Genomic DNA, 26,500 nt, shown 5'->3' with positions numbered 1-26,500 from the left:
ATATTGCAAAAAGAAAAGCCTCCGCAAGGGAGGCGTGATTGTTCTCACTCCCATCTTGCGGTTTATCCGCCGGAATTGGCACCGTTTTTAGTAAAACTACTAAAATGGTTGCCGCGGTTTCATCGGGCCAGTCCCTCCACCAACTCTTGATGAGTATAGCATATGCAATTTAACAACAAAAAGATTTTAATCTAAATACAAAAAAAAATCAAGTATAATTTGTCAACATTACACAAATTTTGTCAATCAGAATTTCAGCCACCTGGCGTTTAGTAAGCTGCGGCAGTTCTTCAATCAGGCCATTTTTATGTATGACTCTGACAATATTTGTGTCTGTATTAAAGCCGGCTCCCGGTAAAGTAACATCATTGGCAACAATCATATCAAGATTCTTCTTAATTAGTTTCTCTTGTGCATGACTTAAAAGCTCTTGCGTTTCGGCTGCAAAACCGATTAAGAGCTGATGCTTTTTACGCTCGCCTAATTCGCGCAAAATATCAGGATTTTTGACCAGGGATAAGGTTAGAGTATTGCCGGTTTTTTTTATTTTTTGGTCTGCTGCCGTCTCAGGCCGATAATCAGCCACAGCGGCGGCTTTGATTACAACATCGACAGTATCAAACTCCGCAAGAACAGCTTCACGCATTTGCGCGGCAGTTTCAACTTTTTTGACAGTTATCCCCGCCGGACAGGCAAGACTTGACGGACCGGAAACAAGAATAACTTCTGCGCCGCGCGCTGCGGCGGCTTCGGCAAGAGCATATCCCATTTTGCCACTCGAATGGTTGCCAATATATCTCACCGGATCAATGGGTTCACGCGTGCCGGCAGCCGTAACCAGTACCCGCTTACCGGCTAAATCCCGGTTGCCTTGCAGCAGGGATTTAACTTTTTTTACAATATCCGCCGGTTCAGGCAAGCGGCCGGGGCCATCCACACCACAGGCTAACATGCCGGAGGCCGGTTCTACTATATGATAGCCAAGTCCTGCCAGTTTGTTTAAGTTTTGCTGGGTAATTGGGTTTAGATACATGTTGGTATTCATGGCTGGAGCCAAAATTATCGGTGCTTTGGTAGCCATGACGGTGGTTGTAAGCATGTCGTCGGCTATGCCGTTTGCTATTTTGCCGATAATATTGGCTGTTGCCGGCGCAATGAGGAATAGATCAGCGCGGCTGGCCAGTGCAATATGCTGCACATTCCAGGTTTTAGGCTCTTCCCACATGTCGGCAACCACCGGGTTGCCGCTAATTTCGCGAAAAGTGAGCGGTGTGACAAATTCTGTAGCCGCTTTTGTCATGATAACATAGACCGTATGCCCGGCTTTCTTTAACCGGCTGACAATTTCAACTGCTTTATAGGCGGCAATGCCGCCGGCAACTCCGATAACGATAGTTTGGCCTGATGACATTGCTGACTCCTATTTAATGCCGGTTTTGGTGCGTTCGTAGGTAATTTTACCTTGAGCCACCTCTTCCAGGGCAATTGTCACCGGCTTATTGGATTTAGACTCCACCAGTGGCTGTTGGGCATCCATAATTTCCCGAGCCCGTTTGGCAGCTAAGACAACCAGTGTATATTTGCTGTCAACCTTTTTCACTAATGTATCTAAAGACGGATTAATCATAGCATATCCCCTTGCCTAATTTATTTGCTGTGCCAAGTTTCGTTAGTTACAACGTGCCTGGCAAAGACTATCAATTAAATCGGTATTGCGTTCTGCCCGATGCTTTTCGGCGGCAATGATTGTTTCCACTCTTTGCACAGCTGCCGCTACTTGATCATTTACTACAATATAATGATAGTTATGCGCCTGAGCAAGTTCGGCGCTGGCACAATGCAGGCGTTTTTTGATGACTTCCAGGCTGTCAGTACCGCGTTTATGAATTCTGTCAGCAAGCTCATCCAATGAGGGCGGGATTATATATATATATACACCTTCCGGAAATTTTTCTTTTATTTTCATAGCTCCCTGGGTATCTATTTCCAGTACGACATCATATCCGTTTTTTAACTGTTCAAGCACATAGTGGCGTGGCGTCCCGTAAAAATTGCCGTAGACTTCGGCCCACTCCAGCAGGTCGTCGTTTTCAATCATGGTTTGAAAATGATCTTTGGCAACAAAAAGATAATTTACTCCGTCAGCCTCTCCCGTCCTGGGTTGGCGGGTAGTAGCCGATATAGAGTATTTTAACTGGGGATTGCTACGCAGCAGCTCGCGGCAAATGGTGCCTTTGCCGGTACCCGAAGGACCGGATACAACTAGTAGTATTCCTTGCTGCGGCATGGCTCTAACTCCTTTCCCTTATTCGGCAGTGTCATCGCTGGTGTCTTTGCTTGTTAACCGGTGAGCTACTGTTTCAGGCTGTACTGCCGATAAAATAACATGATCACTGTCGGTAATGATTACAGCGCGGGTCCGGCGTCCATATGTAGCGTCGATAAGCATACCCCGGTCGCGCGCTTCCTGAATAATGCGTTTGATGGGAGCTGATTCAGGGCTAACTATGGATATGATCCGGTTAGCCGACACAATATTGCCAAAACCGATATTAATTAATTTTATGTCCATTAAGACTCCTCCTATAAATTTATAGGCCACTTAGACGTAATTCTCCTATATTACTCTATGTTTTGGATTTGCTCTCTGACCTTCTCAATTTCACTTTTAATTTCAACAACAATATTGGCGATGGCAGAGTCATTTGCTTTGGAAGCAATTGTGTTGGTTTCCCGGTTTATTTCCTGAACAATAAAATCCAGCTTGCGCCCTACGGCGTCAGGCGAGTTTACAGTTGCCCGGAACTGGGATAAATGGCTTTTGAGCCTGACAATTTCTTCAGTGAAATTAGTTCTGTCAGCAAATATAGCCGATTCTTGCAGCAGTCTGGTTTCGTCAGGTTCTGCCCCTACTGCGGCCAGCAACTCCCGCATACGGTTTAATAGCTTTTCCCGGTAATCTACAAGAATCTGCGGTGCTCTCTCCTCTACAGCCGCAATATAGCTGCTGAGCTTGTCTACCCGCTCCAAGAGGTCGCGCTCAATATTTGCGCCCTCGGCTTCACGCATTTTCATCAGATTGGCCACTGCCGCCTCAATAGCCGCCGCCAGCTTGGGCCATAACTGTTCTACATCTTCGGCGATTTCTTCCACTTTGAAAACTTCAGGATATTTGGATAAGTGGTAGATGTTATCAGTTGCCGGTATTTCCAACAGACCGGCTAATTCTCTCATTGCATTATGGTAAGCCATCGCCAATTCTTTGTCAACCCTTACCGTACGTTTCTTTTCGCCATATTCATCAACCGTAATAAAAGCGTCCACCCGGCCACGTAAAATGGTACTGGCAATGCTGCGGCGGATCTTATCTTCCAGACTGCCCAGATTTTTCGGCATACGGATAACAATTTCGTTGTAGCGGTGATTTACCGCTTTGATCTCAATGATAATGCGATGGCTTGAATCAATGTATTCCCCCCGGCCAAAACCGGTCATGCTTTTAAGCACGGAAACTGCACCTTCCTTTGCGTATGTTATTATTCACTGTTCATGCGATTTTAACCGTAGATTTTTACAGTTCCTCCTGCTTTGTTGGTTGTCCATCGCAATGAGTTATTTGAAATTAGACAAATCAAAATAAAAGCGGCGTTCCTTTTTGTCTTTAGTGGTTAACACCACTGTCACAGGCTTGTTTAACTGTACTTCTCTGTTATTGAAGTAAAAATATGTATGGGTTGTGAACTTTGGTTCGCCTGGGAACCAAGGGGTTTTTACCGGAGAATTAATAACAGCATGATATGGCTTGAGCGTCTTCTTGTCTTGTTTAATCGTGGCTTGAATACCGTTACTGAAATTCTCGGTGCTGCCATTAATTGTTATACTGAAGACAAGACATCCGGCATAATCGGCCAGAATCTTTTCACTGTCGGCAAGCTGAACCGTTTTTTTGCTTCTTGCTTTGTCACGGGCATCATTTGCCAATAACAAAAATGGAGTATACAAATAAGCCCGTTCGGTTGTTTCATTAAGGATAGCTGCTTGTTCTTCGTAGACAATCCAAGGATGAAGAAACTCAGTAAGCGGCAGCTGTTTGCGTTTTATACCATACTCTTGCGCTTCCAGGATGACATCCCGATTGACCAAAGCTATGGCACTGGCAGCAAGCGGCATAGATAGCAAGAAGAACAAGCTGAAAATAGCGGCAACAAGCTTCACCTTAACACCTCCGATGGCAAATTGTCCTGCTGTATACATATTATACTTACGACCAAAAAAAACCTTTTTTTCAGAATTTAAAAAATAATTAAAGTAGCCGGCTCAGCCAAAGCCGACTACTTTATCCTAACAGAAAGTATAACTTTCTTAAAAACAGGATAAGGGCAACATCGGCTTCCGCCGTCGTCACAGGCTCGACCCAAGCCGTGTTTTCTTTACAGCAGATATTCTCCACGAAATACTTCCACGGCCGGTCCTGATTTATAAATGTGGTTATTGTCGGCCCATTCAAGCCAGAGGTTACCGCCATCCAGTCTGACGGTAGCCTGGCGATCTGTATAACCGTTTAACACCGCAGCAACCAACGCAGCGCTGGCACCTGTGCCACAGGCTTGCGTTATCCCGGCACCACGCTCCCAGACACGCATTCTTACGGTTTGCCTGTCAATTATCTGGATAAATTCAACATTAGTCTTTTTGGGAAATTGAGGGTGGTTTTCAATTTTGGGGCCAATAGCTGACAAATTGACTTTAGCCACATCATCGACAAAGATGACACAATGAGGGTTTCCCATGGAGACACAGGTAATGTGATACAGTTCGCCGTCTACTTCCAGCGGTGCATGGATTACCTGCTCTTGTGCATCGCCAACAAGTGGGATTTCACTGCGTTTGAGCCTGGGTTCACCCATATCGACTTTGACAGTTGCCAGTACCCCGTCTTGAAAAATGAGTTCCGGTGTAATAATCCCGGCTAATGTGTCAAGGGTGATGACTGTTTTATTTGTTATTTTATTTTCATAAAGATAGCGGGCTACACAGCGGGTGGCGTTGCCGCACATATCGGCCTCACTGCCATCTGAATTAAATATCCGCATCCTAAAGTCGGCAATATCTGACTGAAGCAGCACAACAAGGCCATCGGCACCAATACCAAAATTACGGTCACAAACAGCAACCGCCTGCTTGTGGTAATCAGCGATGTGCTCTTTCATGCCGTTGACAATTACAAAATCATTGCCCAATCCATGCCATTTAGTAAATTGCATACTATTCCTCCTAAATTATTATGAATATAAAATAAAGATTTCTTTTTTTGATTTGTGCAGGTTTAGCGGTTGTGTGGTACCGCAGCGCGGCGTGCCGGCCGCCGTCCGAATAATACATGCTTGAAAGCGTTAAGTATCAGTGTCCAGCCGGAAACTGTCAGGACAAGCGCCCATTCACTTAAAGACAGTGGTACTGTGGAAAAGATGGAACTTAACAAAGGTATGTACATAACCGCCAACTGCATGCTGGTCGAGAAGGCAACAGCTGCCAGCAAGTACTTGTTGCTGGTAAACCCGAGTTCGAAAATAGTATAGGTTTCAGACCGGCAATCAAACACATGAAACATCTGGCAGTATACCAGTGTGGCAAAGGCTGCTGTCCGGGCCAGCGCTAAATCATTCTGGGAATAGTATACCACACTAAAGACGAAAAGTGTGCTTAAACCAATCTGAATGCCGCGGCCAACAATTTTTTTAATTAAACCGCGGGAAAATACGCTTTCTTTCGGATGCCGGGGCGGACGGCGCATACTGTTAGGATCATTAGGATCAATGCCCAGCGCCATGGCCGGCAGACCATCTGTAACAAGGTTTACCCACAATATCTGTACCGGCAAGAGGGGAATGGGTAATCCCAGCAATGCGGCCAGAAACATGGTAAGAACTTCGCCAATATTGCAGGACAACAGGTACCGGATGAACTTTCTGATATTATCATAAATCCCCCGCCCTTCTTCGACGGCTGCGACAATGGTAGCAAAGTTATCATCAGCTAAAACCATGGCAGAAGCCTCTTTGGTGACGTCAGTGCCGGTAAGCCCCATAGCCACGCCAATATCGGCTTCCTTTATTGCTGGTGCATCATTAACACCATCCCCTGTCATGGCTACAATATGTCCTTTACGTTTGAGCGACTGGACAATTCTCAGCTTATGGGCAGGTGAAACCCGGGCATAGACCGAGACAGTATTTACGATAGAATCAAGTTCAGCTTCCCCCATGGCGTCAAGCTCTTTACCTGTGAGCGCCTTATGCTGGCTTTCTTTATAAATATTTAATTCCTGAGCAATGGCTACCGCTGTACTTTTATGGTCACCGGTAATCATGACTGTTTTAATTCCGGCTTCCCGGCATAAAGCAATAGATGCTTTGACTTCTTCCCGCGGCGGGTCAATCATACCCACCAGCCCGGCGAATACTAAATTTGTTTCCAGGGATTCGTCCGGATTTTGCGCCTGAGCCGGTGTCAGGCGGCGATAGGCGACAGCCAGCACTCTGAGAGCCCGGGAGGACATTTGTTCATTTATGCTGTTAATTTTATCAATATGTTCCTGGGTAAGCGAGGTCGGCCCTGCCGCGGTGTGGTAATACCGGCACAATTCTAAAATCGTGTCAGGCGCGCCTTTGCTATATAAGCTGCTATTGCCGTCGGTCTCCCGGTATATCACTGACATGCGGCGGCGTTCTGATTCAAAGGGAATCTCAGCAATTCTCTTTTTGGTTTTTTCCAGCTTAGCCTGCCAAATGTCGGCTTTGGCGGCCGCGACGACGATAGCGCCTTCTGTAGGGTCACCTTCAATGGACCAGCCGGTTTCGTTCTTGTTGCGCCAGATGCCGGTAATGGTAACATTGTTTTGTTTCAGCGAACTGTTATTACAAAGTGCTCCGATGACAAGACATTGCTCAAGAGCTTTATCTTTGGCATAGTCAAACTCTTGGTGGTTAAGTAAAATACTGCCTTTAATATCATAACCTGAGCCGGTAATTTCATAAATTTGACTGCCGGCAAATATCTGCCGTACGGTCATGGCATTTTGTGTCAGGGTACCGGTTTTGTCCGAACAAATGACGGTTGTGCAGCCAAGCGTTTCCACCGCCGGCAGTTTCCTGATAATTGCCCGTTGTTTAATCATGCGCTGAACACCAAGGGCCAGGGCTACGGTTACAATAGCCGGCAATCCTTCGGGAATGGCAGCTACTGCCAGGCTGATGCCAGCCATACACATAAGAAACAGTGATTCCCCTTTGATTATACCGGTGACTACAACAATGCAGCAAATAACCAGGCAACCCCAGACAAGCCACTTACCGAGAGTTTCAAGCCGTCTTTCCAGCGGAGTGGCTTCTTCCGCTGATGCTTGAATCATGCCGGCGATATGTCCGACTTCTGTGGCCATGCCTGAAGCACAAACTACGGCCCGGCCACGCCCGCGGACAATGCTGGTGCCGGCATATACCATATTTTTTCTATCACCTAAGGGTGCATCCTCACTGTACTGGCGGTCAGCCACTTTCCGTACAGGCAAAGATTCACCGGTTAATGCGGCTTCTTCCACTTCCATATTATAAACTTCGATAAGTCGACCGTCGGCAGCCAGCTTGTCACCGGCTTCCAGTGCCAGGATATCGCCTGGTACAAGTTCTTTGGCCGGAACTTGCTGTACCATACTGTTTCTTACGACCCTGGCGGTTGGTGACGCCAGTTGTTTTAAGGCCGCCAGCGATCGTTCGGCCCGGTATTCCTGAATAAAACCTAATATCGCATTCATCAGGACAATGAGTAAAATTGTTATGGCATCGGTATATTCACCTAAAAAGGCCGATATGAGCGTAGCTCCCAGTAATACCAATACCATAAAATCTTGAAACTGGACTAAAAACCGTTTCCACCAAGCCGTTTTTTCTTTTTCGGTCAGTTCGTTAAATCCGAATTTATCCAGCCTGGCCTTTGCTTCAGCAGAAGTTAAGCCGTCCGTAAAATTTGTTTGCCAGAACTTAACTACTTCATCTGGCGTACGTGCATACCATTTTTCTCTGTCCATGCAGCCACCTCGCTAACATGTGTTTTACTAACCATGTTATTCTGGCAGCCGCTTAATTAGACCGGGTTTGACCGTTAATTGCCAAGGGTGTTATACTATTGGCAAATTGTCTCAAGCTTTGTAACTGACGGAGGGTATGCCATGAATGTCGACGGACTGTCTCTTGCGCCGCTGGTAAATGAACTAAATGCCGCATTAGCCGGCGGACGTGTTGATAAAGTATTTCAGCCAGACCCATATTCGCTGCTGCTGTGGGTACGCCAGCCGGGGGAAAATCTTCGGCTTCATATTTCAGCCAATCCTCAGCGGCCTAAAATCTTGATTGCCGCTTCTGCTCCGGAAAATCCGGCAGCAGCTCCTAATTTTTGCATGCTGCTGCGCAAGCATTTGGAAGACGGACGAATTGGCAGTATCGAACAACACAGCCTTGACCGTATCATAAATATCAATATAGATGTACGTGGTGACCGGGGGATAATTATCACCAAGCGGCTGATTATCGAGATTATGGGTAAAAACAGCAATATTATTCTAAGTCAGGATAATATTATTATTGATGCCATTAGAAGGGTGGGCTATCAGCTAAGCCGTCACCGCCAGGTGCTGCCAGGCAAAGAATATGTCTACCCTCCCGGTCAGGATAAGATCAATATTCTGGCTGTCGAACCAGATCTTTTTGCCAAACAGGTACTGGCAGCAGCCGATTTACCGTTAAGTAAAGCCATTATCGCCGCCGGTATCGGCCTGGGGCCGCTCACCGCAAATGAGATTGTCTGGCGTGCCGGTTTTTCTCCTGAAATCAGGTCAGGCACTCTTGATGTCTCGGATATAGATGCATTAGCAGAAGCTGTTGCCAGTATTGCGGTGCCGCTTAACAACAGTCAGATTGTTCCCAGTGTTGTCGAGGGTCAAGGCCGGCCGCTGGCAATTGCCGCTTTTGTTCCTGAACATCTGGGGCAGCATAGTCTTCATAGTTTCTCCACCATGAGTGAGGCTGTTGCGTTTTTTGACAGTTTTAACGGGCGTCCGTCACTGCCTGAAAAAGAAGTACTTGTTAAATTGGTGGCAGCAGAGTTAGCTAAATTAACCCGTAAGCAAGGTGTATTGACTGAGGAGCTTAAACAGGCTGAAAACGCAGACACCTTTCGGATATACGGCGATATTTTAATGGTTAATCTATACCATATCCCGGCAGGCAGCCATGAGCAGGTATTGCAGGATATCTACAGCGAGCAGCCGGACAGCCAGGTAATAATCAGTCTCGATCCGGCACTGACGCCGCTGGAGAATGCACAGCAATATTACGCCAAATATAACAAAGCTAAGCGCTCGGCAGAGCATTTGGCCAATCAGCTTGTCGAGTGCGGGCAGGAAATTGCCTACCTGGAAAGTGTTGCAGTGGCCTTAGAGCATGCCGACCTGAATGCCGAAATAACCGAGATAAAGCAAGAGTTGATAACCGCCGGTTATATGAAAGCAGCAGACAAACGCCGTTTGCCTGCTGCCCAGTCCTCACCGCTGTCAGTCAAGACGACAGACGGCTTTGCTATTATTATTGGTAAAAATAACCGGCAAAATGATATAGTGACATTCAAACAGGCGCAGTCTGAGGATCTTTGGCTGCATGCTAAGGATATACCCGGTTCACATGTTATTATTCGCCGGGATAATAAAGAGATAACAGAACAGGCCATTGTCGAGGCCGCCCTGCTGGCTGCCCATTTTAGCAAAGGCCGTCAATCAGCCAATGTGCCGGTAGACTATACCAGACGCCGTTATGTGCGCAAGCCCTCGGGGGCAAAACCCGGCTTTGTCATTTATGACCACCAAAGTACAATCTATGTAACACCTGACAAAGCCACTATTGCTGCAATACTTACTCCTGAATGAATTCCTTAATGACAACCTGTTCGGCTTCATCGGTCGCAGCCAGTTGAACACTGACTATTTCCTTGCCGGAGGTCGGCACATTTTTACCGACATAGTCGGCTCTGATCGGCAGTTCCCGGTGCCCGCGGTCAATAAGTACCGCCAACTGGATAGACGACGGACGGCCGATATCGATAATGGCGTCCAGCGCCGCCCGCACGGTGCGTCCGGTAAATAATACGTCATCAATAAGTACGACCTTTTTACCATTGATGGAAAACGGAATAAGTGTTTCATGAACAATGGGCTGATACGCCAAAGTCGACAAGTCATCGCGATACAGGGTAATGTCCAGGATGCCGACAGGCACTTCAACACCCTCAATGCGCTTGATTTCCTCGGCTACGCGCTGGGCTAAAGGAACACCACGGGTCCTAATACCGACAAGCGCTATATCGCTTACGCCTTTATTGTGTTCAACGATTTCATGAGCTATCCGGGTGAGTGCGCGTTTAATGGCCTGAGAATCCATAATAATTGCTTTGTCAACCATATTAACATGCTTAGTCATAACTTTACTGCTCCTCTCTTTTTAACGCCTTCAGTTTGGTTAATATATCAGCCATATCTGGCGGTACCGGTGCGGTAAATAGCAATTCTTCGCCAGAAATAGGATGTTTAAGGGAAAGTTCGGCCGAATGCAGTGCCTGGCCGGAAATGGCAAACCTTTTTTTCTCAGGCCCGTATTTCGGGTCCCCTACTACCGGGTGGCTAATATACTGCATGTGTACTCTGATTTGGTGAGTTCTGCCTGTTTGCAGTTTACATTCGACGAGAGTGTAATTAATAAACCGCTCAATGACGCGAAACCGGGTTATAGCTTCCTTGCTGTTACTAAACGTGACAGCCATTTTTTTGCGGTCAGACGGATGTCTGCCAATCGGAGCATTGATTATCCCCTGCTCTTCAGCAATGGTGCCATGCACAATAGCTACATATTTGCGGCTGGCGGTACGGTTCTTAATTTGTTCGGCAAGAGCTATGTGCGCACGGTCATTTTTTGCGGCTACCATAACACCGGAGGTATCTTTGTCCAAACGATGGACAATACCGGGGCGGATTTCGCCGTTAATGCCTGATAGGTCCTGGCAGTGTTCTAACAGGGCGTTTACCAGCGTGCCGGCATAATTGCCGGCAGCCGGATGGACTACCATCCCCCGTGGTTTATTGATAACAATAATATCGGCATCTTCGTAAAGTATATCAAGGGGAATGGCTTCAGCGGCAATTTCAACAGGTTTGGCTTCAGGAAAGATGATCCTGATACTATCCTCAGCCTGGACTTTGTAGTTTGCTTTAATTAGCTTCCCGTTTACTGTCACCAAATCATCGGCAATAAGCTTTTGTAAATGGGAACGGGATAGTTCCGGAAACCGTTTAGCTAAGAGTACATCTATTCTGAGCCCCTGCTCATCGGACATTGTTTCAATTCGTGTTTCAGCTCCGCCTGTTGTGGGAATCTGTTCCATACTATCATCCTATCTTAGTAGTCTACCAAGCCTAAATCCATAGTGTTCTTGTCGCGAGATTTTCCGCCCAACTTCGTTGTCGTCACCTTACATATGTCCGATATGTGCGGCTCCTCCGCCTTGCTGGACGAAAAATCTCGCGCAATTCATCCTATAGCTTTAAACTTGGCAGACTACTAGTTTTCTTGGTATTCTGCCGGAAAGGGTATAAATACAAGGGTATAGATAACACAGCCAACCCCTGTGACAATGGCAATATCGGCCACATTAAACACCGGCCATATGCGAAAATCAAAAAAATCCACCACATACCCGGTCTGTACCCGGTCAATTACATTGCCGAGAGCACCACTTGCCAAGAGGCTGACCCCCAGCCGCATAAGACGGAAGTTATCCGGGATATGGGAAAAAAAGTAGGCAATCAGTCCTAACATAACCAGCGCAATTACAATAAAAAACAACCGCTGGTTTTCCAAAATCCCAAATGCGGCACCTGGATTCAGGACATAGGTAATGTGAAACATATTTTCAATTACCGGTATGGACATTCCCGGCAACATCTGGGACTGAATATAATGCTTTGACCACTGGTCAATTATGACTACTGCCGCAGCAATGGCTGCTAGTAATACTCTAGGCACCAATTCTCTCTCCTATCTTTTACCCAATTATCAATACTATATATTCCACAGCAAAGAATTTGCAGTCGCCGGCCGATGGTGTATTTATCCGCCGGCAGAGCTTTACCTCGCTGTATATGATAACATGATACCGGAATTTTTCCCAAACGTAAAGAAGCACGGTGATAATACCGCACTTCTTTACTTATTTTTCGGGGGAATTATATACCGGTCGATGGTATCACGGAAATAGTAAACGATAAGTCCGGCAACTACCAGTACTGTAGTAATGGCTGCTACTAATGTAAGATTATGTGAGAGATTTTGACCAAGTATGGAATAAAGCACAATGGCCGGCGTTTGTCCGATTGCTGTAGCGGCAATAAACTTCCATACGGTTAGTTTGGTCAGGCCTGCTCCATAACTGATTACCTTAAAGGGAATGATTGGAATAAGCCTGGTAATAAGTACAGCTATTATGCCATGGCGTTTAAAAAATTTGTCTGTTAGTGTGAGGTATTTAATACCGATAAAGCGTTCTACCACCGGACGTCCATACCAGCGGGCAATCCCAAAGTCCAGGGCGGCGCCCAGCAGTGCGCCGGTCCAGGAGTATAGCGCTCCGGCCTGCCAGCCGAATATCCAGGCATTTGTAATGGTAATGATGATCCCCGGCACCAGGGGGACCATGGACTGCAAGGTCATAAGGGCAATACTGGTTACAGGTGCCCATATACCATAGGATAAAATAAACTGGCGCAGACCTTCGAAGTTGTGGGAGCGCAGATAAGAAATTCCTTCACCGGTAAATTGCTGTACTCCGGGCAAATAAAAATAGATGGCTACAACCAGTCCTAAAACGCCAGTTTTGGCCAAGGATATGAGCTTGACTTTCGGACAAATCATTACACCATCACCTGCAAATCGTTAACATCATAAATTTTAGCAACCTAAATAGTATGTCCTGACAATGATTATATGATTACACACTTCCCAATAAAATCCTGCAAAGAAAAACAAACCGGGCGTTTACTGCCTGGTTTGTTTTTCGTATTTCTGCCGCTTGATTGCATGTCTCCCGGTACTTCCCGGTTCAGTGGGAATGGCATCAGTCGGCTCAACAATACCATGGTGCTCGTCACTATTGAGGAATACGGATTCATAGTCTTTTGCACCGGAAACATCCTGGGGGGTGTCAGAGCTGCCATAGCGCATAACGTCTTGCAGGGCATCTTCACCGTCATAGCCGACACATTCACAACTGGACGAACCCAGGAAATTTTTTTTGAATGGCGGGGTGAGGATTACTTCTTCTAAGGGGCGGGGGGTAACGGCATTCTGATCTACCCTCTGTTGGCACTCAATACATTGGCTGGCCCAAGGCAGCGCCTCCAGTCTTTCCTGCGATATCTGAGAGCCGCAACGATCACAACGGCCATAAGTACCCTGGTGAATTTTTTCTAAGGCATGTTCGACATTGCTTAGTAATACACGCTCATTGTCCCGCAGCCCGACGTCTTTACTCCGCTCAAAGGTTTCACTGCCTAAGTCGGCCGGATGATTGTCATAGCTGCTCAATTCGCCTGTAGTATTAGCTAAGGCTGAGCGCAGACCATTATCCTCAAGCTGCAAAATAGTCTCAATCAGCTCCTGCTTTTTTGCTATTAACCGGGCTTTGGATTTTGCCAGTCGTTTTGAGTGCAAGCTAAAGCCCCCTTCTTAGTGAATAAATTTAGCGACTTCAGCCAGACGCAGGCGTTCCTTATATTCTTTTGGCTGCTCGTTGCTGTATCCCAGACAAATTATGGCTACCGCTCTGAGACGTGGCGGGGCTTTGATTGCTTCTTCAACTTTTGTTTCATTAAAAGCGCCAACCCAGCAGGCGGCAACACCAAGTCCTTCGGCACCCAGCAGGATATTTTGTGCCGCTGCTGCCGTGTCTTGAATACAATACAATTGTGCTCCGCGTTCGCCATAGAGTTCATTCGAACGGGCCGGGTCGGCAGCAATTACAATTACCGTGGGAGCCTCGTTAATTTGCTCCTGATCAAAAGCCGCTGCCGCAATTTTTTCCTTTACCGAAACATCCTGTACCACATAAAAGTACCAAGGCTGCAAATTACCGGCACTTGGTGCCATATTGCCGGCTTCAAGAATCCGGGTTAAGGTAGCATCAGGGATTTGCTCAGACTTAAAGTTGCGAATACTATGGCTTTGGCGGATGCAATCAAAAATATCCTTTGTCATGTGTCAGCCTCCCTGTAATGATGATCTAGAAAGTACCGTTCTTGGCTTCGACAAACCGTACGATATCGGCAATAAAGCCGCCGATACCCGGAATGTTGAGCACTATCAGCTGCTTGAGGAATGCGAGCAACAAAGCAAACACCAAGCTGGCACCAATGGCAATACCTAATCCACGGGCAATGCCGGCCACAAAGTTAGTGAGGATCAGCCTGACAGGGCGTTCTAATGTCTCCATATAATCGGCAATCCGCATGGATTCCAACCGGTCGACCAGCCGTTCCAGCTGTCTGGCAATAAATTCAGGCTGCTGATCATCACTCTTATTAGTATTGACTGGATTTTTATTGTCCATACAAACAGACCCCCATTGGTATTATTCCCTGCTTAATAAAAATAAACCGGGATTAGCTCCCGGTTTATCCTGCTTACATATTTTTTACTACAGTAGCGCACCGTTGACAAAGAGCCGGATGCTCATTATCTTGGTCCACCGTTGGGCTGTAAATCCAGCAGCGTTCGCATTTGCCTCCTTGCGCCGGAGCTATAGCAACTGCCATTTGCATGTTTTCAGCGCGGTAGGCTTCACCTGGAGCTTGGTTAAGCTGATCAGATAAAGTTACATCAGATACAATAAGCAATGTGGCTAAATCATCCTTAATGGCTGAGAGTGCCGTCAATTCTTCACCGGCAGCATAAAGACTAACCGCAGCATCTAACGAGTGGCCGATTACTTTGTTACGCCGGGCGGTTTCCAACGCTTTGGTAATTTCGCTGCGCATGGCAAGAATTTTATCCCATTTGGTCTCTAAGGCTGCATCAAGGTACTCAGGCCGGGCAGTCGGCCAGGAAGCTAATTGCACACTTTCGGGCCGGCCCTGTTGTTTAGGCATATACTGCCATACTTCTTCCGAGGTAAAGGTTAGTACCGGAGCAACCATCACTACCAGGGTATTGAGGATTTCGTACATAGCCGTTTGTGCGGCGCGACGTTCAATGGAACCGGGAAGTGCAGTGTAAACGCGGTCCTTGAGGATATCAAGATAAAAGGCGCTTAGTTCAACGGCACAAAAATTATGAACTGTGTGGTAGAGCAGATGGAACTCATACTCTTCATAGGCTTCGGTAACTTTATCCCGCACTTGCTCCAACCGCATCAGCGCCCAGCGGTCAATCTCCATGAGCTGGTTATAATTCACTTTGTCAGTATCTGGGTTAAAGTCCTGCAAGTTGCCCAGAATATAACGGAAAGTATTGCGGATTTTGCGGTATACTTCGGCTAATTGCTTCAAAATAGGATTGGAAATGCGGATATCGGCTTTGTAATCGGCCGATGCTACCCAGAGGCGAAGAATATCGGCACCGTATTGTTTAATGACTTCCTGCGGGTAAATGGTATTGCCAACAGATTTGGACATTTTACGCCCTTCACCGTCGACAACAAAGCCATGGGTCAATACTCCCTTATAGGGTGCTGCACCGCGAGTAGCTACCGAGGTTAACAGCGAGGACTGGAACCAGCCGCGATGCTGGTCGCTGCCTTCCAGATAAAGGTCGGCAGGCCACTGCAATTCTTCGCGTTGTTCTAATACTGCAGCATGGCTGGAACCACTGTCAAACCATACATCCATAATATCGGTTTCTTTGCGGAATTCATTATGCCCGCAGTGAGGGCAGGCAAAATCGTCAGGCAGTATTTCTTTCGCTGTTCTCGCCCACCAGGCATCAGAGCCTTCCTTACGGAAGATTTCTTTAACGGCGTCAATGGTTGTATCATTAATGATATGTTCATTACATTTGGTACAATAAAAAATCGGAATAGGCACACCCCATACACGCTGCCGCGAAATGCACCAGTCGTTACGGTCGGCTACCATGTTACGAATCCGGTCCTCACCCCAAGCCGGGATCCACTGAACATCATTCTCGATGGTCTTGAGCGTCTCGGCGCGGAATCCGTCAATAGAAGCAAACCATTGCTCGGTAGCACGGTAAATAATAGGATTTTTGCAGCGCCAGCAATGTGCATACTGATGTTTTATGGAGCTTTTGCCAAGCAGCAGGCTCCGGGCAGCCAATTCTTTGATAACAGGTACATTGGCATCATTCACCAGCAGACCTTCAAACTGACCTGCTTCAGCAGTAAATTTACCGGCAGGATCAACTGGGTTGATAACCGGCAATTCGTATTTCATGCCAACCTCAAAGTCTTCCTGACCATGGCCGGGAGCTGTATGCACACATCCGGTACCTGCCTCAAGTGTAACATGCTCTCCGAGGATGATGGGTGATTCACGGTCAAAGAACGGATGGCTAAAGACCATGCCTTCAATGGCGGCACCTTTCATTGTTGATAAAACAGTATATTCACCAAGATTGTTAGACTTGACAACTGTTTCGATCAAATCACTGGCCAGCAGATATATTTCATCACCGATTTGCACCCAGGCATATTCAATCTCCGGATGAACACAAACAGCCACATTGGCAGGTATGGTCCATGGCGTGGTTGTCCAGATAACAGCATAGACCTGCTCGCTGCTGACTCCTACCGGCAAATTGCCTTTGTCATCGATAAGCGGGAATTTAACATAAATCGAATGAGATTTTTTCTCCGCATATTCAATCTCGGCCTCAGCCAGAGCCGTTTCACAGGAAATGCACCAGTAAACGGATTTTAAGCCTTTGTAGATATGTCCCTTTTTCGCCATTTCGCCGAAGACTTCAATTTGTTTGGCTTCATATTCAGGGTACAGGGTCACATAAGGATTTTCCCAGTCACCCGCAACACCCAGACGTTTGAAATCTTCCCGTTGGAGATCCAGGCATTTAAAGGCATATTGCTTACACTCCCGGCGCAGCTCCAGTGGATCGAGTTCATGACGGTTTAAGCCCAGGATTTTGATGGCCGCATGTTCAATTGGCAGGCCATGGGTATCCCAGCCTGGAACATAGGGAGCATCGAAGCCGCGTAATGACCTGTATTTGACAATAATATCTTTCAGTATCTTGTTTAATGCGGTTCCAATGTGAATATTGCCATTGGCATATGGCGGGCCATCATGCAGGATAAATTTAGTTTTGCCCTTGCTTTGGGCAACCTTTTTTTCATAAATTTGCTCTTTGCGCCAGTATTCCAGCATTTCCGGCTCACGTTCAGGGAGATTGGCGCGCATAGGGAAATCTGTCTGCGGTAAATTAAGTGTTTTGCTATAATCCAAAAGTGAACACCTCCATAAGATAAAAACCCTCAGAAAATAAAGAAACTCTCATCCCGTAAAGGGACGAGAGCGTTAATTCCCGTGGTACCACCCTAATTGGCTTAGTTAAGCCACTTACAACGCGATAACGGGCGTTAAACGGCGGAGCCTACTTTAGTACCTGACCTTGTTCAGTCCGCAGTTCAGGAGTGATAGCGAGCCATGACTTTGGTTACCAGGCTTACACCATGTCCTGGTTCGCTGCAAACCGCCACCTAGGCTAATCTCCGTCATTACTGATGAAATATTAGTATATACGCATATATTATACATGATTGACGAACAAAGTCAAATACCGCCAGATAGATTGTTCAAAAAAATATTTTTATCAACACCGGTAATTTTAATGATTTTTGACCGATTCTTCTGTCCGCCAATAATACTGACAGCGCTTTTGGGCAGACCCATATAGGCTGCAAAAAAAGCCAGACAGGCAGCATTGGCTTCGCCGTCAACCGGTGGCGAAGTCAGGTTGATTTTTAAACTATCACCCATAATTCCCGTAATGGCATTTTTGCTTGAACGCGGCTGGACACGCACTTTAAAGGCGATGCCGTCCGGTAATTCCCTAATATCAAGCTCGCTCGCATTAACTGTACGACTAGTTTTCATCTTCTTCGGCACTGTTGAGCATTTCCATCTGAGCCTGCAGCAGGGTACGCAGCCTGGTGCGGAAAATCTGCGATTGTTTTTGCAGTTCTTCCGATTCGCCAGTTAGTTTGCGAACTTTGCTAATGGCCTCATCAACCAGTTTTTGTGCACGAATCTCAGCTTCTTTAATTATAAGTTCAGTTTCCTTTTTAGCATTGAGCTTGACTTCTTCGGCAGTTTCCTGGGCAATGACCAGTGTGCTGTGAAGAGTGTTCTCCATATGCTGATAATGTTCAAGTTTGCTGTTAAGGCGATCAATAGTTTCTTTCAAATCCATGTTATCACGGTACAATGTTTCGTAATCTTTTATTACCCTGTCAAGAAACTCATCTACTTCTTCTTCATTATAGCCGCGAAAGCCGCGTTTAAACTCTTTGTTATGGATTTCCAACGGTGTAAGCATAGACTCCCCACCCTCATTTTAAATAAATCGTCTAAGTAAAATGCTGTAACGTCCTTTTTTGGTCTGACCGGGAATTTCGACGACCTCAACGCGGCCACGGCCACGCATGGAGATAACATCGCCCACTTTTACGGCTTGAGAAGGACTTTTGGCTTCCTGCCAGTTAATTTTCACTTTTGCTGCGACAATATCATCTGCCATACGCGTTCGCGACATGCCATAGCCTGCAGCCGCTATGGCATCCAGCCGCAAAGAGGCCACTGTTGCCCGGATTTCTTTTACTTTTTCCTCTTTTGCAGGAATATCATCAAACGAAGCAAAGGCTGCAGATACGGAGGCCTGTCCAATCTCTGCCAGATTTTGCACAATATAAGCGGCCATTGAATCGTCAGCCACTACATAACACTCTTCGCCGGCCATAATAATATCGCCCAGCACTTCCCGCTTGATTCCCAGCCCTGTTAATGCCCCTAGTACATCGCGATGCGTCAGGCGGCTGTAACGGCTATCCCACTTTATTACAATTACGGCCAGCGCAAAATCCAGTGAACTGGCATAATCGAGAAAATCGGAATCGACAAAAGCCACTTTCACCCGTTCAGCGCCTGCATATCCGCCCCAGGCTTCCATTGTCAGCCGCTCATAGTGGGCAGTTATTGTTTCAGCAATACTTTGCCCATAAGGATCAAGGATTTCGCTTACTTTATATTTGCGGTTTTTGAGCGTTGCCTCAGCTAAGTCCAGGAGTTTTGCCGCCAGCTCGGCATCGCCTGACGACCGGTAATACCGTAAAATTTTGTCCCGTTCGCTCATTACCGTCTCCCCATCTCACGGGAACGGTTAGTGGCAGCCACCACTGCATCAATGAGCGCGGCACGCACACCATTTTGTTCTAATACATGAACCCCGGTAATGGCAGTACCCCCGGGAGAAGTCACCATATCACGCAGTTTAGCCGGATGTTCGCCGGTTTCCAGTACCATCTTGGCAGCGCCCATAAGTGTCTGGGCAGCAAGCAGCACTGCCGTTTGACGGGAAAAACCGACACGAACCCCGGCATCTGTCAGTGCATCAATCAGAACAAACGCGTAAGCCGGACCGCTGCCGGACAGGCCGGTAACAGCATCCATAGTATCTTCAGTGACAGTGACCACTTTACCCACAGCGCCAAATATTTGAGCAACAGGCTCACTTACTGTGGTTGTTACATATTTCCCCAGTGCCATAGCAGACATGCCTGCCCCTACGGCAACCGGGGTATTGGGCATAACGCGGATTATTGGCACACCGGGCATTTTCCCCTGAAAGGCGGCAATTGTTATTCCTGCGGCTACAGATACTACCACAGTGCTTTTGGCTACCACCGGTGCGATACTTTCAATAACACCGCTGATTACTTGCGGTTTAACTGTTAAAAATAATATATCCGACTGTTTAGCTATTTCCTGGCTATCATGAGTAGTTGACACCATAAAAGTGCTACGCAGATAATCCAGACGTTCCTTGGAAACATCACTTACTGTTAATTGGGACGGTGTCACTAACCGGGCCTCTAATATGCCGCGAATAAGCGCTTCCGCCATTGCACCGCCGCCAATAAAACCGACTTGTTTATTTGTTAGCATAATTCCTCCGTCTGGTAATCGACTTATTTGTTAACCCATGGCATAAGTGTCCGGTCACCGGTATCTTCCCGCGGGCTGTAAGCTACATCAACATTGGTGGGCGCACAAAGAAATATATTATTGCCGACTCTTTGGATCTGCCCATTGAGGGCGTAGGTCGTGCCGCTGATGAAATCAATCATCCGTTTGGAAATTTCAGGGTCTGTATTCTCGAGATTGACAACCACCGGCTTGCGGCCTTTGAGATAATCGGCAATATGCTGCGCGTCATCGAAAGAAAAGGGCTCAACCACCATAACCTTGACTTGTTTGCTTTGCTGCTGATTCTGCGAAGTCATTGGCAGTGATACCACATTGCTGCTATTTTTTTGTTTGGTTTTAACATCTGTCTCTTCTAATTTTGGGCGTTCGTCTTCTTGGTCGGCTGTTTCAAACAGACCCAAGCTTCCCCAAACTTTTTCCATGAACTTCATAACTTTCTCTCTCCTCCTTAATATTGACGAGAACCAAATATTCCAGTGCCGATACGTACCAAGTTTGCTCCTTCTTCGACAGCTACCATATAGTCGTTTGTCATACCCATAGATAACCATTTAATGTCGGTATTGGTCAGGTTTAATGCCTTTAATTCACTGAACAGCTGATAAAATTCTTTAAATACCGGACGCACTGTTTCTGCGTTTTCGGTGTAAGGCGCGATTGTCATAAGACCGCACAATCTCACATGTTCAAGCTGAGTGATTTGTTTGGCCAGTACCAGGGCTTGTCCCAACTCTACGCCAAACTTACTTTCCTCATCAGCAACATTGACTTGTAACAGCACATCCTGGCGCTTACCCAGTTTGCCGGCAGTTTTATCAATCTCAATGGCCAGACGCTGGCTGTCAACTGAGTGAATAAGATCTGCCAGTGGCACAGCCTGGCGCACCTTGTTTGTTTGCAAATGCCCGATGAGATGCCACTCGACCTGCTTGCCTGCAGCCTGAATATCAGGATGTTTGGCTAGCATTTCCTGAACCCGGTTTTCCCCCACAGCCATTATGCCGGCAGCAATGGCTTCCAACATGGCTGTGGCGCTATGATTTTTGGTAACAGCCACAAGTTTTACTTTGGTTGTATCAATATTCCGTTTTATTTCAGCAATATTCTGCGCTATAGACATGGTAAATCCTCCATTCTAATAATTTATTCGCCCACGAACAAAATTTTCCTTTAAATATTACTTATATTATTCTATATTTCTAATAAAAAAATCGCCGTCAGGCAAAGCCGAACGGCGATTTTTCGCTGCTAAGGTTTTACAGTTTCTTTATACACCTGTTTACCATCTTGTAGCTCAATGATTACTGCACTTCTAATTGCGTCATGGGTGGAAGTTAAATTCATATCACCGCTCACGCTCTTAAAGCCTTGGGTTGCAACTAACGCCTCGCGGATTTTTTCTCCTTCAGTACTGTTGGCGCGCTTGATGGCATCAACCAATAAATAAGCGGCATCATAGCCCATTGCGGCCATGGAATCAGGCACTTGGTTATATTCTTTTTTGTAAGCTTCAACAAAAGCTCTGGAGGCAGGGCTGGTATCTTCGTTGGAATAAAAATTAGTAAAATGAGTGTTATTCAAAGGTGCAGGACCGGCGATTTCCGCTAATTTAGGTGAATCCCAGGCATCACCGCCCAGAAACGGTACCGTGATACCCATTTCCCTGGCTTGTTTTATAATCTTGCCTACCTCCTCGTAATATCCAGGAAGATATATGAGTTCTGGATTGAGTGCTTTAATTTTGGTAAGAATTGCTTTAAAATCCTGGTCTTTCTGCAAGTAGGCTTCTTCGGCAAGAATCTGTCCGCCGCCTTTTGTATAGGAAGCTTTGAAGAACTGGGACAAGCCCTTGCTGTAATCACTGGAGTTATCAATTAAGACAACGGCTGTTTTTACGTTTAAGCTGTTGAGGGCAAAGTTGGCTGCCACGGTCCCTTGAAAGGGATCAATAAAACAAGCCCTGAATACATAATCTTTGGCTTTACCGCTCTTTTCGTCAAGAGTCACCTTAGGATTGGTGGTTGCAGCAGCTACAAAAGGGGTTTTATTAACCTCGGCAACCGTCGATCCCGCAATACCGCAAGAACTGACAGTAAACCCGGTTACTGCCACTACTTTATCCTGGGTAATGACTTTGGTCATGGCATTGGTTGATTCGGCCGGTTCGCCCTTGTTATCGGCTATAACCGGCTGGATTTGTTTGCCTAGAACACCTCCTTTGGCATTAATTTCTTTAAACGCCAGTTTAGCACCGTTAGCTGCAGCCGTACCAAAAGTTGCGGTGTTGCCGGTTAGTTCGTAAACTACTCCGATTTTAATGTCTTTGCTGGCGGTGTCACCACACCCAGTTACCAGCCCTGACAACATGATAAGTATTGTTAATAAGCCAGCCATTTTTAATCTGAATTTACTCATAGTCCCATCTCCTATTCCTATAAAATTTATAAGGTTGTCCCTAAATGTGTTTTTCATCCCTCCTTAAACGCCAGCTTTTGCTAAAACCAAGTTTAGATAAAAAAGCTTTTTGGAAAGAAAAGTTAAATATATCTCTCCAAAAAGCATCTTTGCTTACAAATATATATATATTAAATAAAATTACACTTTTGTATTGTATGATTATACATTGTATTACGTTTTTGTGAAATTTACAATACCAATTTCGCAAAACTTAAATAAGTTACAGTTTTTCCGCTACTGACTTAGCTTGCAGGAAAAGAAGCAGATAATCGCTTCCGCCAGCCTTTGAATTAGTACCAGACATGTTGAAACCACCAAAGGGGTGAACACCAACCAGTGCGCCGGTGCATTTCCGGTTAAGATATAGGTTGCCGACATGGAATTCGCGGCGAGCTTTTTCGAGTTTGGCACGGTTCTGAGAATATACAGCCCCGGTTAAGCCATACTCAGTGTCATTGGCAATGGCAATGGCCTGCTCAAAATCCTCGGCCTTAATAAGGGCAACAACCGGACCGAAGATCTCTTCCTGAGCAATGCGAGCATTGGGCACGACATCGGCAATGACTGTGGGTTCAATAAAATAGCCCGTCTCGGCCCCTTTAGCACCACCGGCCACTATGCGGCCTTCCTTTCTGCCGATTTCTATGTATTCAAGAATTTTATCATAGGCATTCTTGTCAATGACTGGTCCCAGGTTAACGGCGGGATCACTGGCTGGGCCTAATGTCAGAGCTTTGGTTTTGGCAATGACTTTAGCGACAATTTCCTCATACACATCTTTGACAATGATAACCCGGGAGCATGCCGAACATTTTTGTCCCTGAAAGCCAAAGGCTGAGTTTACAATACCGTTGGCAGCTTCTTCAAGTTCTGCCTCGCTGTCAACAATGATAGCATCTTTGCCGCCCATTTCGGCCACGACACGTTTAATCCATTTCTGCCCTGGTGAAACACCGGCGGCTAATTTATTAATCCGGAGTCCAACCTCTTTAGATCCGGTGAAGTTAATAAACCGAATTTTAGGATGGCTGACAAGATAATCACCGATAACACCGCCACTGCCAGGCAGAAAATTGACAACACCAGGCGGCAGGCTTGCTTCTTCCCATAACTCCATGAGTTTGGCGGCAATAACCGGCGTAGTGCTGGCCGGCTTCATGATTACGGTATTGCCAGTAACAATGGCGGCTGCCGTCATTCCAGTCAAAATGGCCAATGGAAAATTCCAAGGTGGTACAATAAGCCCGACACCTAACGGAATGTAAAAGCATTCATTTTGCTCGCCAGCACTGGGTACTACCGTCATACCAGCGGCGAATTTGGGCATTTGCTGTGCGTAGTATTCTAAAAAATCGATGGCTTCGGCGGTATCAGCATCTGCCTCGGCCCAATTTTTCCCTGCTTCTTCTACCAGCCAAGCTGAAAACTCAAATTTCTTGCGGCGCATGATAGCGGCGGCTTTAAATAGATAGCGAGCACGTTCTTGCGGACTGACATACTGCCAATCGGCAAAAGCAGCAAGAGCGGCTTGGACGGCTTTTTCGGCCAACTCCACATTGGCGCTGGCGGTAGTGCCAATAATTTCTTTAAAGTCTGACGGATTGACTGAGGTGATAAAGGATTGGGTATTAATTTTTTCACCGCCAATGACCAAGGGATAATGTCCGCCTTTTTGTGATGAAATACGGACTAGCGCCGTTTCCATTGCCTTTGTGTTTTCAGGTAAGGAAAAGTTAATAAACGCTTCGTTTTTAAATTCTGCTATCATGAATATAACCCCCTAATATGATATTGGGACAATTAGACAACTGAAGGTTCGACATATAGTTGACCACGAACAAATCGTTCGGCACTGAAGGCGTTAATGGGGATATCGGTTGGCAAGCCAATAATTGTTTGGGCTATCAGCTTACCTACCATTGGAGCAATCATGAAACCGTGACCACTAAAACCAGCAGCAGTATAGAACCCCTGAACATTCGAATCTTCTCCCAGGATAGGTGTTCGGTCTGGACACATATCATAAAGACCTGCCCATTGCCTAATGACATTGAGATTAGCCAGAGGCGGCAGAATTTTAGTGATGCGCTCAGCCATCTCGGCCAAAAAGCGCCAACTTGCCTGAGTATTAAAGCTTTCTGGTTCATCCGGATGCCCAATACCCATAATGAAACTGCCATGTGGTGTTTGCTGGCAGTAGAGGTTGTGATAAAAGGACATTACCATGGGTGTTTGCAGAGGATCAACCGGCTCGGTAACAAGTATTTCATGGCGTTCCGGAAAAATAGGAAGTTCGATCCCAGCCATGCGACCTATGGTTTTGGCATAACCACCAGCCGCATTAATCACAGTATTGGTAGCAATATCTCCTTTGGTGGTGTGGACGATACTAACTTTACCGGCTTTGACCGTTAGTCCGGTGACTTCGGTATAGGTATAGAACTTAACCCCCAGTCGTGCAGCAGCCTTGGCGTACAGACTGGTAACCTTGAACGGGTTGGCATGCCCGTCTTTGGGGCAGAAAGTTGCTCCAAGAAGTCCTTGTATGTTTAAATATGGCACAATCTCTTTGGCTTGTTCCGGTGATACCCAGCGGGCCGGGATATCAAGAGAAGTTTGTAGTTTGAGATTCTTTTTGAATTGTTCTACCATTTTGCTGGTATAAGCAAGCAAAAGATATCCGCCCTGTTTAAATTCAATATCGCCTTCTAGTTCCAGCATCGTCGGCAGGTTTTCCAAGATTTTGACGCTTTCGCGTGCCAGCAGGCAATTGGTTTCAGTACCCCACTGCATCCGGACGCCAGCGCCGCAACGTCCTGTAGCGCCACTAGCAAGGTAGCCGCGCTCGAGCACAACAACCTGTCCGGCTCCGGCCTTAGCTAGATTATAGGCTATGGAACAACCAACAACGCCACCGCCGATAATGATGATATCTGCGTGTTTAATCATGGTCATCACCTGGCGCCAGCGCACCTAATGATATGGGTGCTGCCGGTGGACGGAAAGTCGGTACCGCAATGCCGGCAATACTTGTTTTTAGGGTTGTAGCAAGTTCTTGGGCGATGAGGGGCGTACACGTCCGGCCCTGGCAGGGCCCCATGCCACAACGGCATTCACGTTTGAGTTCTTCCAGTGTATATGTTCCTTGTTTGATAAATTCTTGTATTTCCTTGAGCGTGATATCTTCGCAGCGGCAAATGATAACAGGTTCACTCATACTGGCAATCCTCCTTCGCGATAGCTATGCCCCGGACAACCATGGCAAGTGCCTTGGGAACAGCAAGCCACACTACTGCTGTTTTATTTTTGTTTAGCTGGACTCGTTTTACTTGGACGCCAGCAACTGTTTCCCCCTGACGGTTAAGAGCATTAACTATCTGTCCGTTCTCCGGCAAAGGCGAATACTCATAAGGAAGTTTGACCATAGCATGACTCTCGCTAAAGGCGTAATCAACTACAAAAATAGCGATTCCCGGGCAAGAAGTCAAACAGACGCCGCAACCGTTACACTTAGTTTCATCAAGTATCGGACGCTGGTTGATATCGTTACCGATAGAAATGGCACCCTGAGGACAGGCATCGGCACAAGGATTGCAAGGAATGTTTTGGAAACACTCAAGAATTGCTATAGGTCCCTGGGTCAGACGCACGGGTGAAGGAAGTACGGCGTTCACATCACTCATAGTAGGAATCCCGGTTTGCTCAAGCATTTAT

Annotated in this window: 28 protein-coding genes and 1 riboswitch; of the genes, 1 reads left to right on the top strand and 27 read right to left on the bottom strand. The window is 46.5% G+C overall.

The window, feature by feature from the left end:
• Positions 1 to 47 precede the first annotated feature (47 nt).
• A riboswitch (SAM riboswitch) is annotated at positions 48 to 156 on the bottom strand.
• A 52-nt stretch (positions 157 to 208) separates the two neighbouring features.
• The 8 genes from coaBC to GT1_RS06630 all read right to left on the bottom strand — a co-directional run bounded on the left by coaBC (position 209) and on the right by GT1_RS06630 (position 8,086).
• Positions 209 to 1,411: a bifunctional phosphopantothenoylcysteine decarboxylase/phosphopantothenate--cysteine ligase CoaBC gene (gene coaBC / locus GT1_RS06665; protein ID WP_188398065.1), complete on the bottom strand. Its 1,203-nt coding sequence runs from the start codon at positions 1,409 to 1,411 to the stop codon at positions 209 to 211.
• Between the two features lie 9 nt (positions 1,412 to 1,420).
• Positions 1,421 to 1,627 carry a DNA-directed RNA polymerase subunit omega gene (rpoZ, locus tag GT1_RS06660; protein WP_075755678.1) on the bottom strand — a complete coding sequence of 69 codons (207 nt, stop codon included), beginning with the start codon at positions 1,625 to 1,627 and terminating at the stop codon, positions 1,421 to 1,423.
• A 42-nt stretch (positions 1,628 to 1,669) separates the two neighbouring features.
• Positions 1,670 to 2,287, bottom strand: a complete 618-nt coding sequence (gmk, locus tag GT1_RS06655) for a guanylate kinase (RefSeq protein WP_188398064.1) — start codon at positions 2,285 to 2,287, stop codon at positions 1,670 to 1,672.
• A gap of 18 nt (positions 2,288 to 2,305) precedes the next feature.
• The gene (gene remA, locus GT1_RS06650; protein ID WP_075755680.1) at positions 2,306 to 2,572 is read right to left on the bottom strand and encodes an extracellular matrix/biofilm regulator RemA; all 267 of its coding nucleotides are present in this window, start codon (positions 2,570 to 2,572) and stop codon (positions 2,306 to 2,308) included.
• A gap of 50 nt (positions 2,573 to 2,622) precedes the next feature.
• The gene (locus tag GT1_RS06645) at positions 2,623 to 3,507 is read right to left on the bottom strand and encodes a YicC/YloC family endoribonuclease (protein WP_188398063.1); all 885 of its coding nucleotides are present in this window, start codon (positions 3,505 to 3,507) and stop codon (positions 2,623 to 2,625) included.
• 105 nt (positions 3,508 to 3,612) lie between these two features.
• Positions 3,613 to 4,215, bottom strand: a complete 603-nt coding sequence (locus GT1_RS06640; RefSeq protein ID WP_188398062.1) for a hypothetical protein — start codon at positions 4,213 to 4,215, stop codon at positions 3,613 to 3,615.
• 215 nt (positions 4,216 to 4,430) lie between these two features.
• Entirely contained in the window at positions 4,431 to 5,264 is an 834-nt protein-coding gene (gene dapF, locus GT1_RS06635; RefSeq protein ID WP_188398061.1) for a diaminopimelate epimerase, read from the bottom strand.
• A gap of 62 nt (positions 5,265 to 5,326) precedes the next feature.
• Positions 5,327 to 8,086: a calcium-transporting P-type ATPase, PMR1-type gene (locus GT1_RS06630; RefSeq protein ID WP_188398060.1), complete on the bottom strand. Its 2,760-nt coding sequence runs from the start codon at positions 8,084 to 8,086 to the stop codon at positions 5,327 to 5,329.
• Between the two features lie 141 nt (positions 8,087 to 8,227).
• Between GT1_RS06630 and GT1_RS06625 the strand changes: the two genes are divergently transcribed.
• Positions 8,228 to 9,976, top strand: coding sequence for an NFACT family protein (locus tag GT1_RS06625; RefSeq protein ID WP_188398059.1), 1,749 nt, complete (start codon positions 8,228 to 8,230; stop codon positions 9,974 to 9,976).
• Here GT1_RS06625 and pyrR read toward each other — a convergent pair.
• From pyrR to GT1_RS06530, 19 genes are all read right to left on the bottom strand, one after another.
• Positions 9,963 to 10,526, bottom strand: a complete 564-nt coding sequence (pyrR, locus tag GT1_RS06620; protein ID WP_304626362.1) for a bifunctional pyr operon transcriptional regulator/uracil phosphoribosyltransferase PyrR — start codon at positions 10,524 to 10,526, stop codon at positions 9,963 to 9,965. The genes GT1_RS06625 and pyrR overlap by 14 nt on opposite strands.
• A 4-nt stretch (positions 10,527 to 10,530) precedes the next feature.
• Positions 10,531 to 11,484 (bottom strand): RluA family pseudouridine synthase, encoded by a 954-nt coding sequence (locus tag GT1_RS06615; protein ID WP_223226091.1) that lies wholly within the window; start codon positions 11,482 to 11,484, stop codon positions 10,531 to 10,533.
• A 176-nt stretch (positions 11,485 to 11,660) separates the two neighbouring features.
• Positions 11,661 to 12,125: a signal peptidase II gene (gene lspA, locus GT1_RS06610; protein WP_188398058.1), complete on the bottom strand. Its 465-nt coding sequence runs from the start codon at positions 12,123 to 12,125 to the stop codon at positions 11,661 to 11,663.
• A gap of 180 nt (positions 12,126 to 12,305) precedes the next feature.
• Positions 12,306 to 13,010 (bottom strand): TVP38/TMEM64 family protein, encoded by a 705-nt coding sequence (locus GT1_RS06605; protein ID WP_075755688.1) that lies wholly within the window; start codon positions 13,008 to 13,010, stop codon positions 12,306 to 12,308.
• Between the two features lie 123 nt (positions 13,011 to 13,133).
• Positions 13,134 to 13,808 (bottom strand): TraR/DksA C4-type zinc finger protein, encoded by a 675-nt coding sequence (locus tag GT1_RS06600; protein WP_188398057.1) that lies wholly within the window; start codon positions 13,806 to 13,808, stop codon positions 13,134 to 13,136.
• Positions 13,809 to 13,823: 15 nt separating this feature from the next.
• On the bottom strand, positions 13,824 to 14,351 hold the full coding sequence (locus GT1_RS06595) for a nitroreductase family protein (RefSeq protein WP_188398056.1): 528 nt from the start codon (positions 14,349 to 14,351) through the stop codon (positions 13,824 to 13,826).
• Between the two features lie 25 nt (positions 14,352 to 14,376).
• The gene (locus GT1_RS06590) at positions 14,377 to 14,703 is read right to left on the bottom strand and encodes a DUF5665 domain-containing protein (protein WP_223226090.1); all 327 of its coding nucleotides are present in this window, start codon (positions 14,701 to 14,703) and stop codon (positions 14,377 to 14,379) included.
• Positions 14,704 to 14,776: 73 nt separating this feature from the next.
• On the bottom strand, positions 14,777 to 17,569 hold the full coding sequence (gene ileS, locus GT1_RS06585; RefSeq protein ID WP_188398055.1) for an isoleucine--tRNA ligase: 2,793 nt from the start codon (positions 17,567 to 17,569) through the stop codon (positions 14,777 to 14,779).
• Positions 17,570 to 17,896: 327 nt separating this feature from the next.
• Positions 17,897 to 18,220, bottom strand: coding sequence for a DUF167 domain-containing protein (locus GT1_RS06580; RefSeq protein ID WP_188398054.1), 324 nt, complete (start codon positions 18,218 to 18,220; stop codon positions 17,897 to 17,899).
• A complete protein-coding gene (locus GT1_RS06575; RefSeq protein ID WP_075755693.1) occupies positions 18,210 to 18,662 on the bottom strand; it encodes a DivIVA domain-containing protein in 453 nt (150 codons plus the stop codon). The genes GT1_RS06580 and GT1_RS06575 overlap by 11 nt, the downstream gene beginning before the upstream one ends.
• An 18-nt stretch (positions 18,663 to 18,680) precedes the next feature.
• Positions 18,681 to 19,475, bottom strand: a complete 795-nt coding sequence (locus tag GT1_RS06570; RefSeq protein WP_188398053.1) for an RNA-binding protein — start codon at positions 19,473 to 19,475, stop codon at positions 18,681 to 18,683.
• The gene (proC, locus tag GT1_RS06565) at positions 19,475 to 20,287 is read right to left on the bottom strand and encodes a pyrroline-5-carboxylate reductase (RefSeq protein ID WP_188398052.1); all 813 of its coding nucleotides are present in this window, start codon (positions 20,285 to 20,287) and stop codon (positions 19,475 to 19,477) included. Before proC ends, GT1_RS06570 begins: the two co-directional genes overlap by 1 nt.
• 23 nt (positions 20,288 to 20,310) lie before the next feature.
• Entirely contained in the window at positions 20,311 to 20,760 is a 450-nt protein-coding gene (locus tag GT1_RS06560) for a cell division protein SepF (protein ID WP_188398051.1), read from the bottom strand.
• Positions 20,761 to 20,777: 17 nt separating this feature from the next.
• Complete coding sequence (locus GT1_RS06555; protein ID WP_188398050.1) at positions 20,778 to 21,449, bottom strand: YggS family pyridoxal phosphate-dependent enzyme; 672 nt, start codon at positions 21,447 to 21,449, stop codon at positions 20,778 to 20,780.
• Positions 21,450 to 21,577: 128 nt separating this feature from the next.
• Positions 21,578 to 22,744: an ABC transporter substrate-binding protein gene (locus GT1_RS06550; protein WP_188398049.1), complete on the bottom strand. Its 1,167-nt coding sequence runs from the start codon at positions 22,742 to 22,744 to the stop codon at positions 21,578 to 21,580.
• 262 nt (positions 22,745 to 23,006) lie between these two features.
• Entirely contained in the window at positions 23,007 to 24,554 is a 1,548-nt protein-coding gene (pruA, locus tag GT1_RS06545) for an L-glutamate gamma-semialdehyde dehydrogenase (RefSeq protein WP_188398048.1), read from the bottom strand.
• Positions 24,555 to 24,586: 32 nt separating this feature from the next.
• Positions 24,587 to 25,735 (bottom strand): FAD-binding oxidoreductase, encoded by a 1,149-nt coding sequence (locus GT1_RS06540; protein ID WP_188398047.1) that lies wholly within the window; start codon positions 25,733 to 25,735, stop codon positions 24,587 to 24,589.
• On the bottom strand, positions 25,728 to 26,003 hold the full coding sequence (locus tag GT1_RS06535; RefSeq protein ID WP_188398046.1) for a (2Fe-2S)-binding protein: 276 nt from the start codon (positions 26,001 to 26,003) through the stop codon (positions 25,728 to 25,730). Before GT1_RS06535 ends, GT1_RS06540 begins: the two co-directional genes overlap by 8 nt.
• Positions 25,996 to 26,496 carry a 4Fe-4S dicluster domain-containing protein gene (locus GT1_RS06530; protein WP_188398045.1) on the bottom strand — a complete coding sequence of 167 codons (501 nt, stop codon included), beginning with the start codon at positions 26,494 to 26,496 and terminating at the stop codon, positions 25,996 to 25,998. The genes GT1_RS06535 and GT1_RS06530 overlap by 8 nt, the downstream gene beginning before the upstream one ends.
• Positions 26,497 to 26,500: the final 4 nt, after the last annotated feature.

The sequence above is a fragment of the Sporomusa sp. GT1 genome, assembly GCF_014634905.1.
In the GTDB taxonomy this organism is placed as follows: domain Bacteria; phylum Bacillota; class Negativicutes; order Sporomusales; family Sporomusaceae; genus Sporomusa; species Sporomusa sphaeroides.
This window is presented reverse-complemented; position numbering and strand designations above follow the sequence as displayed.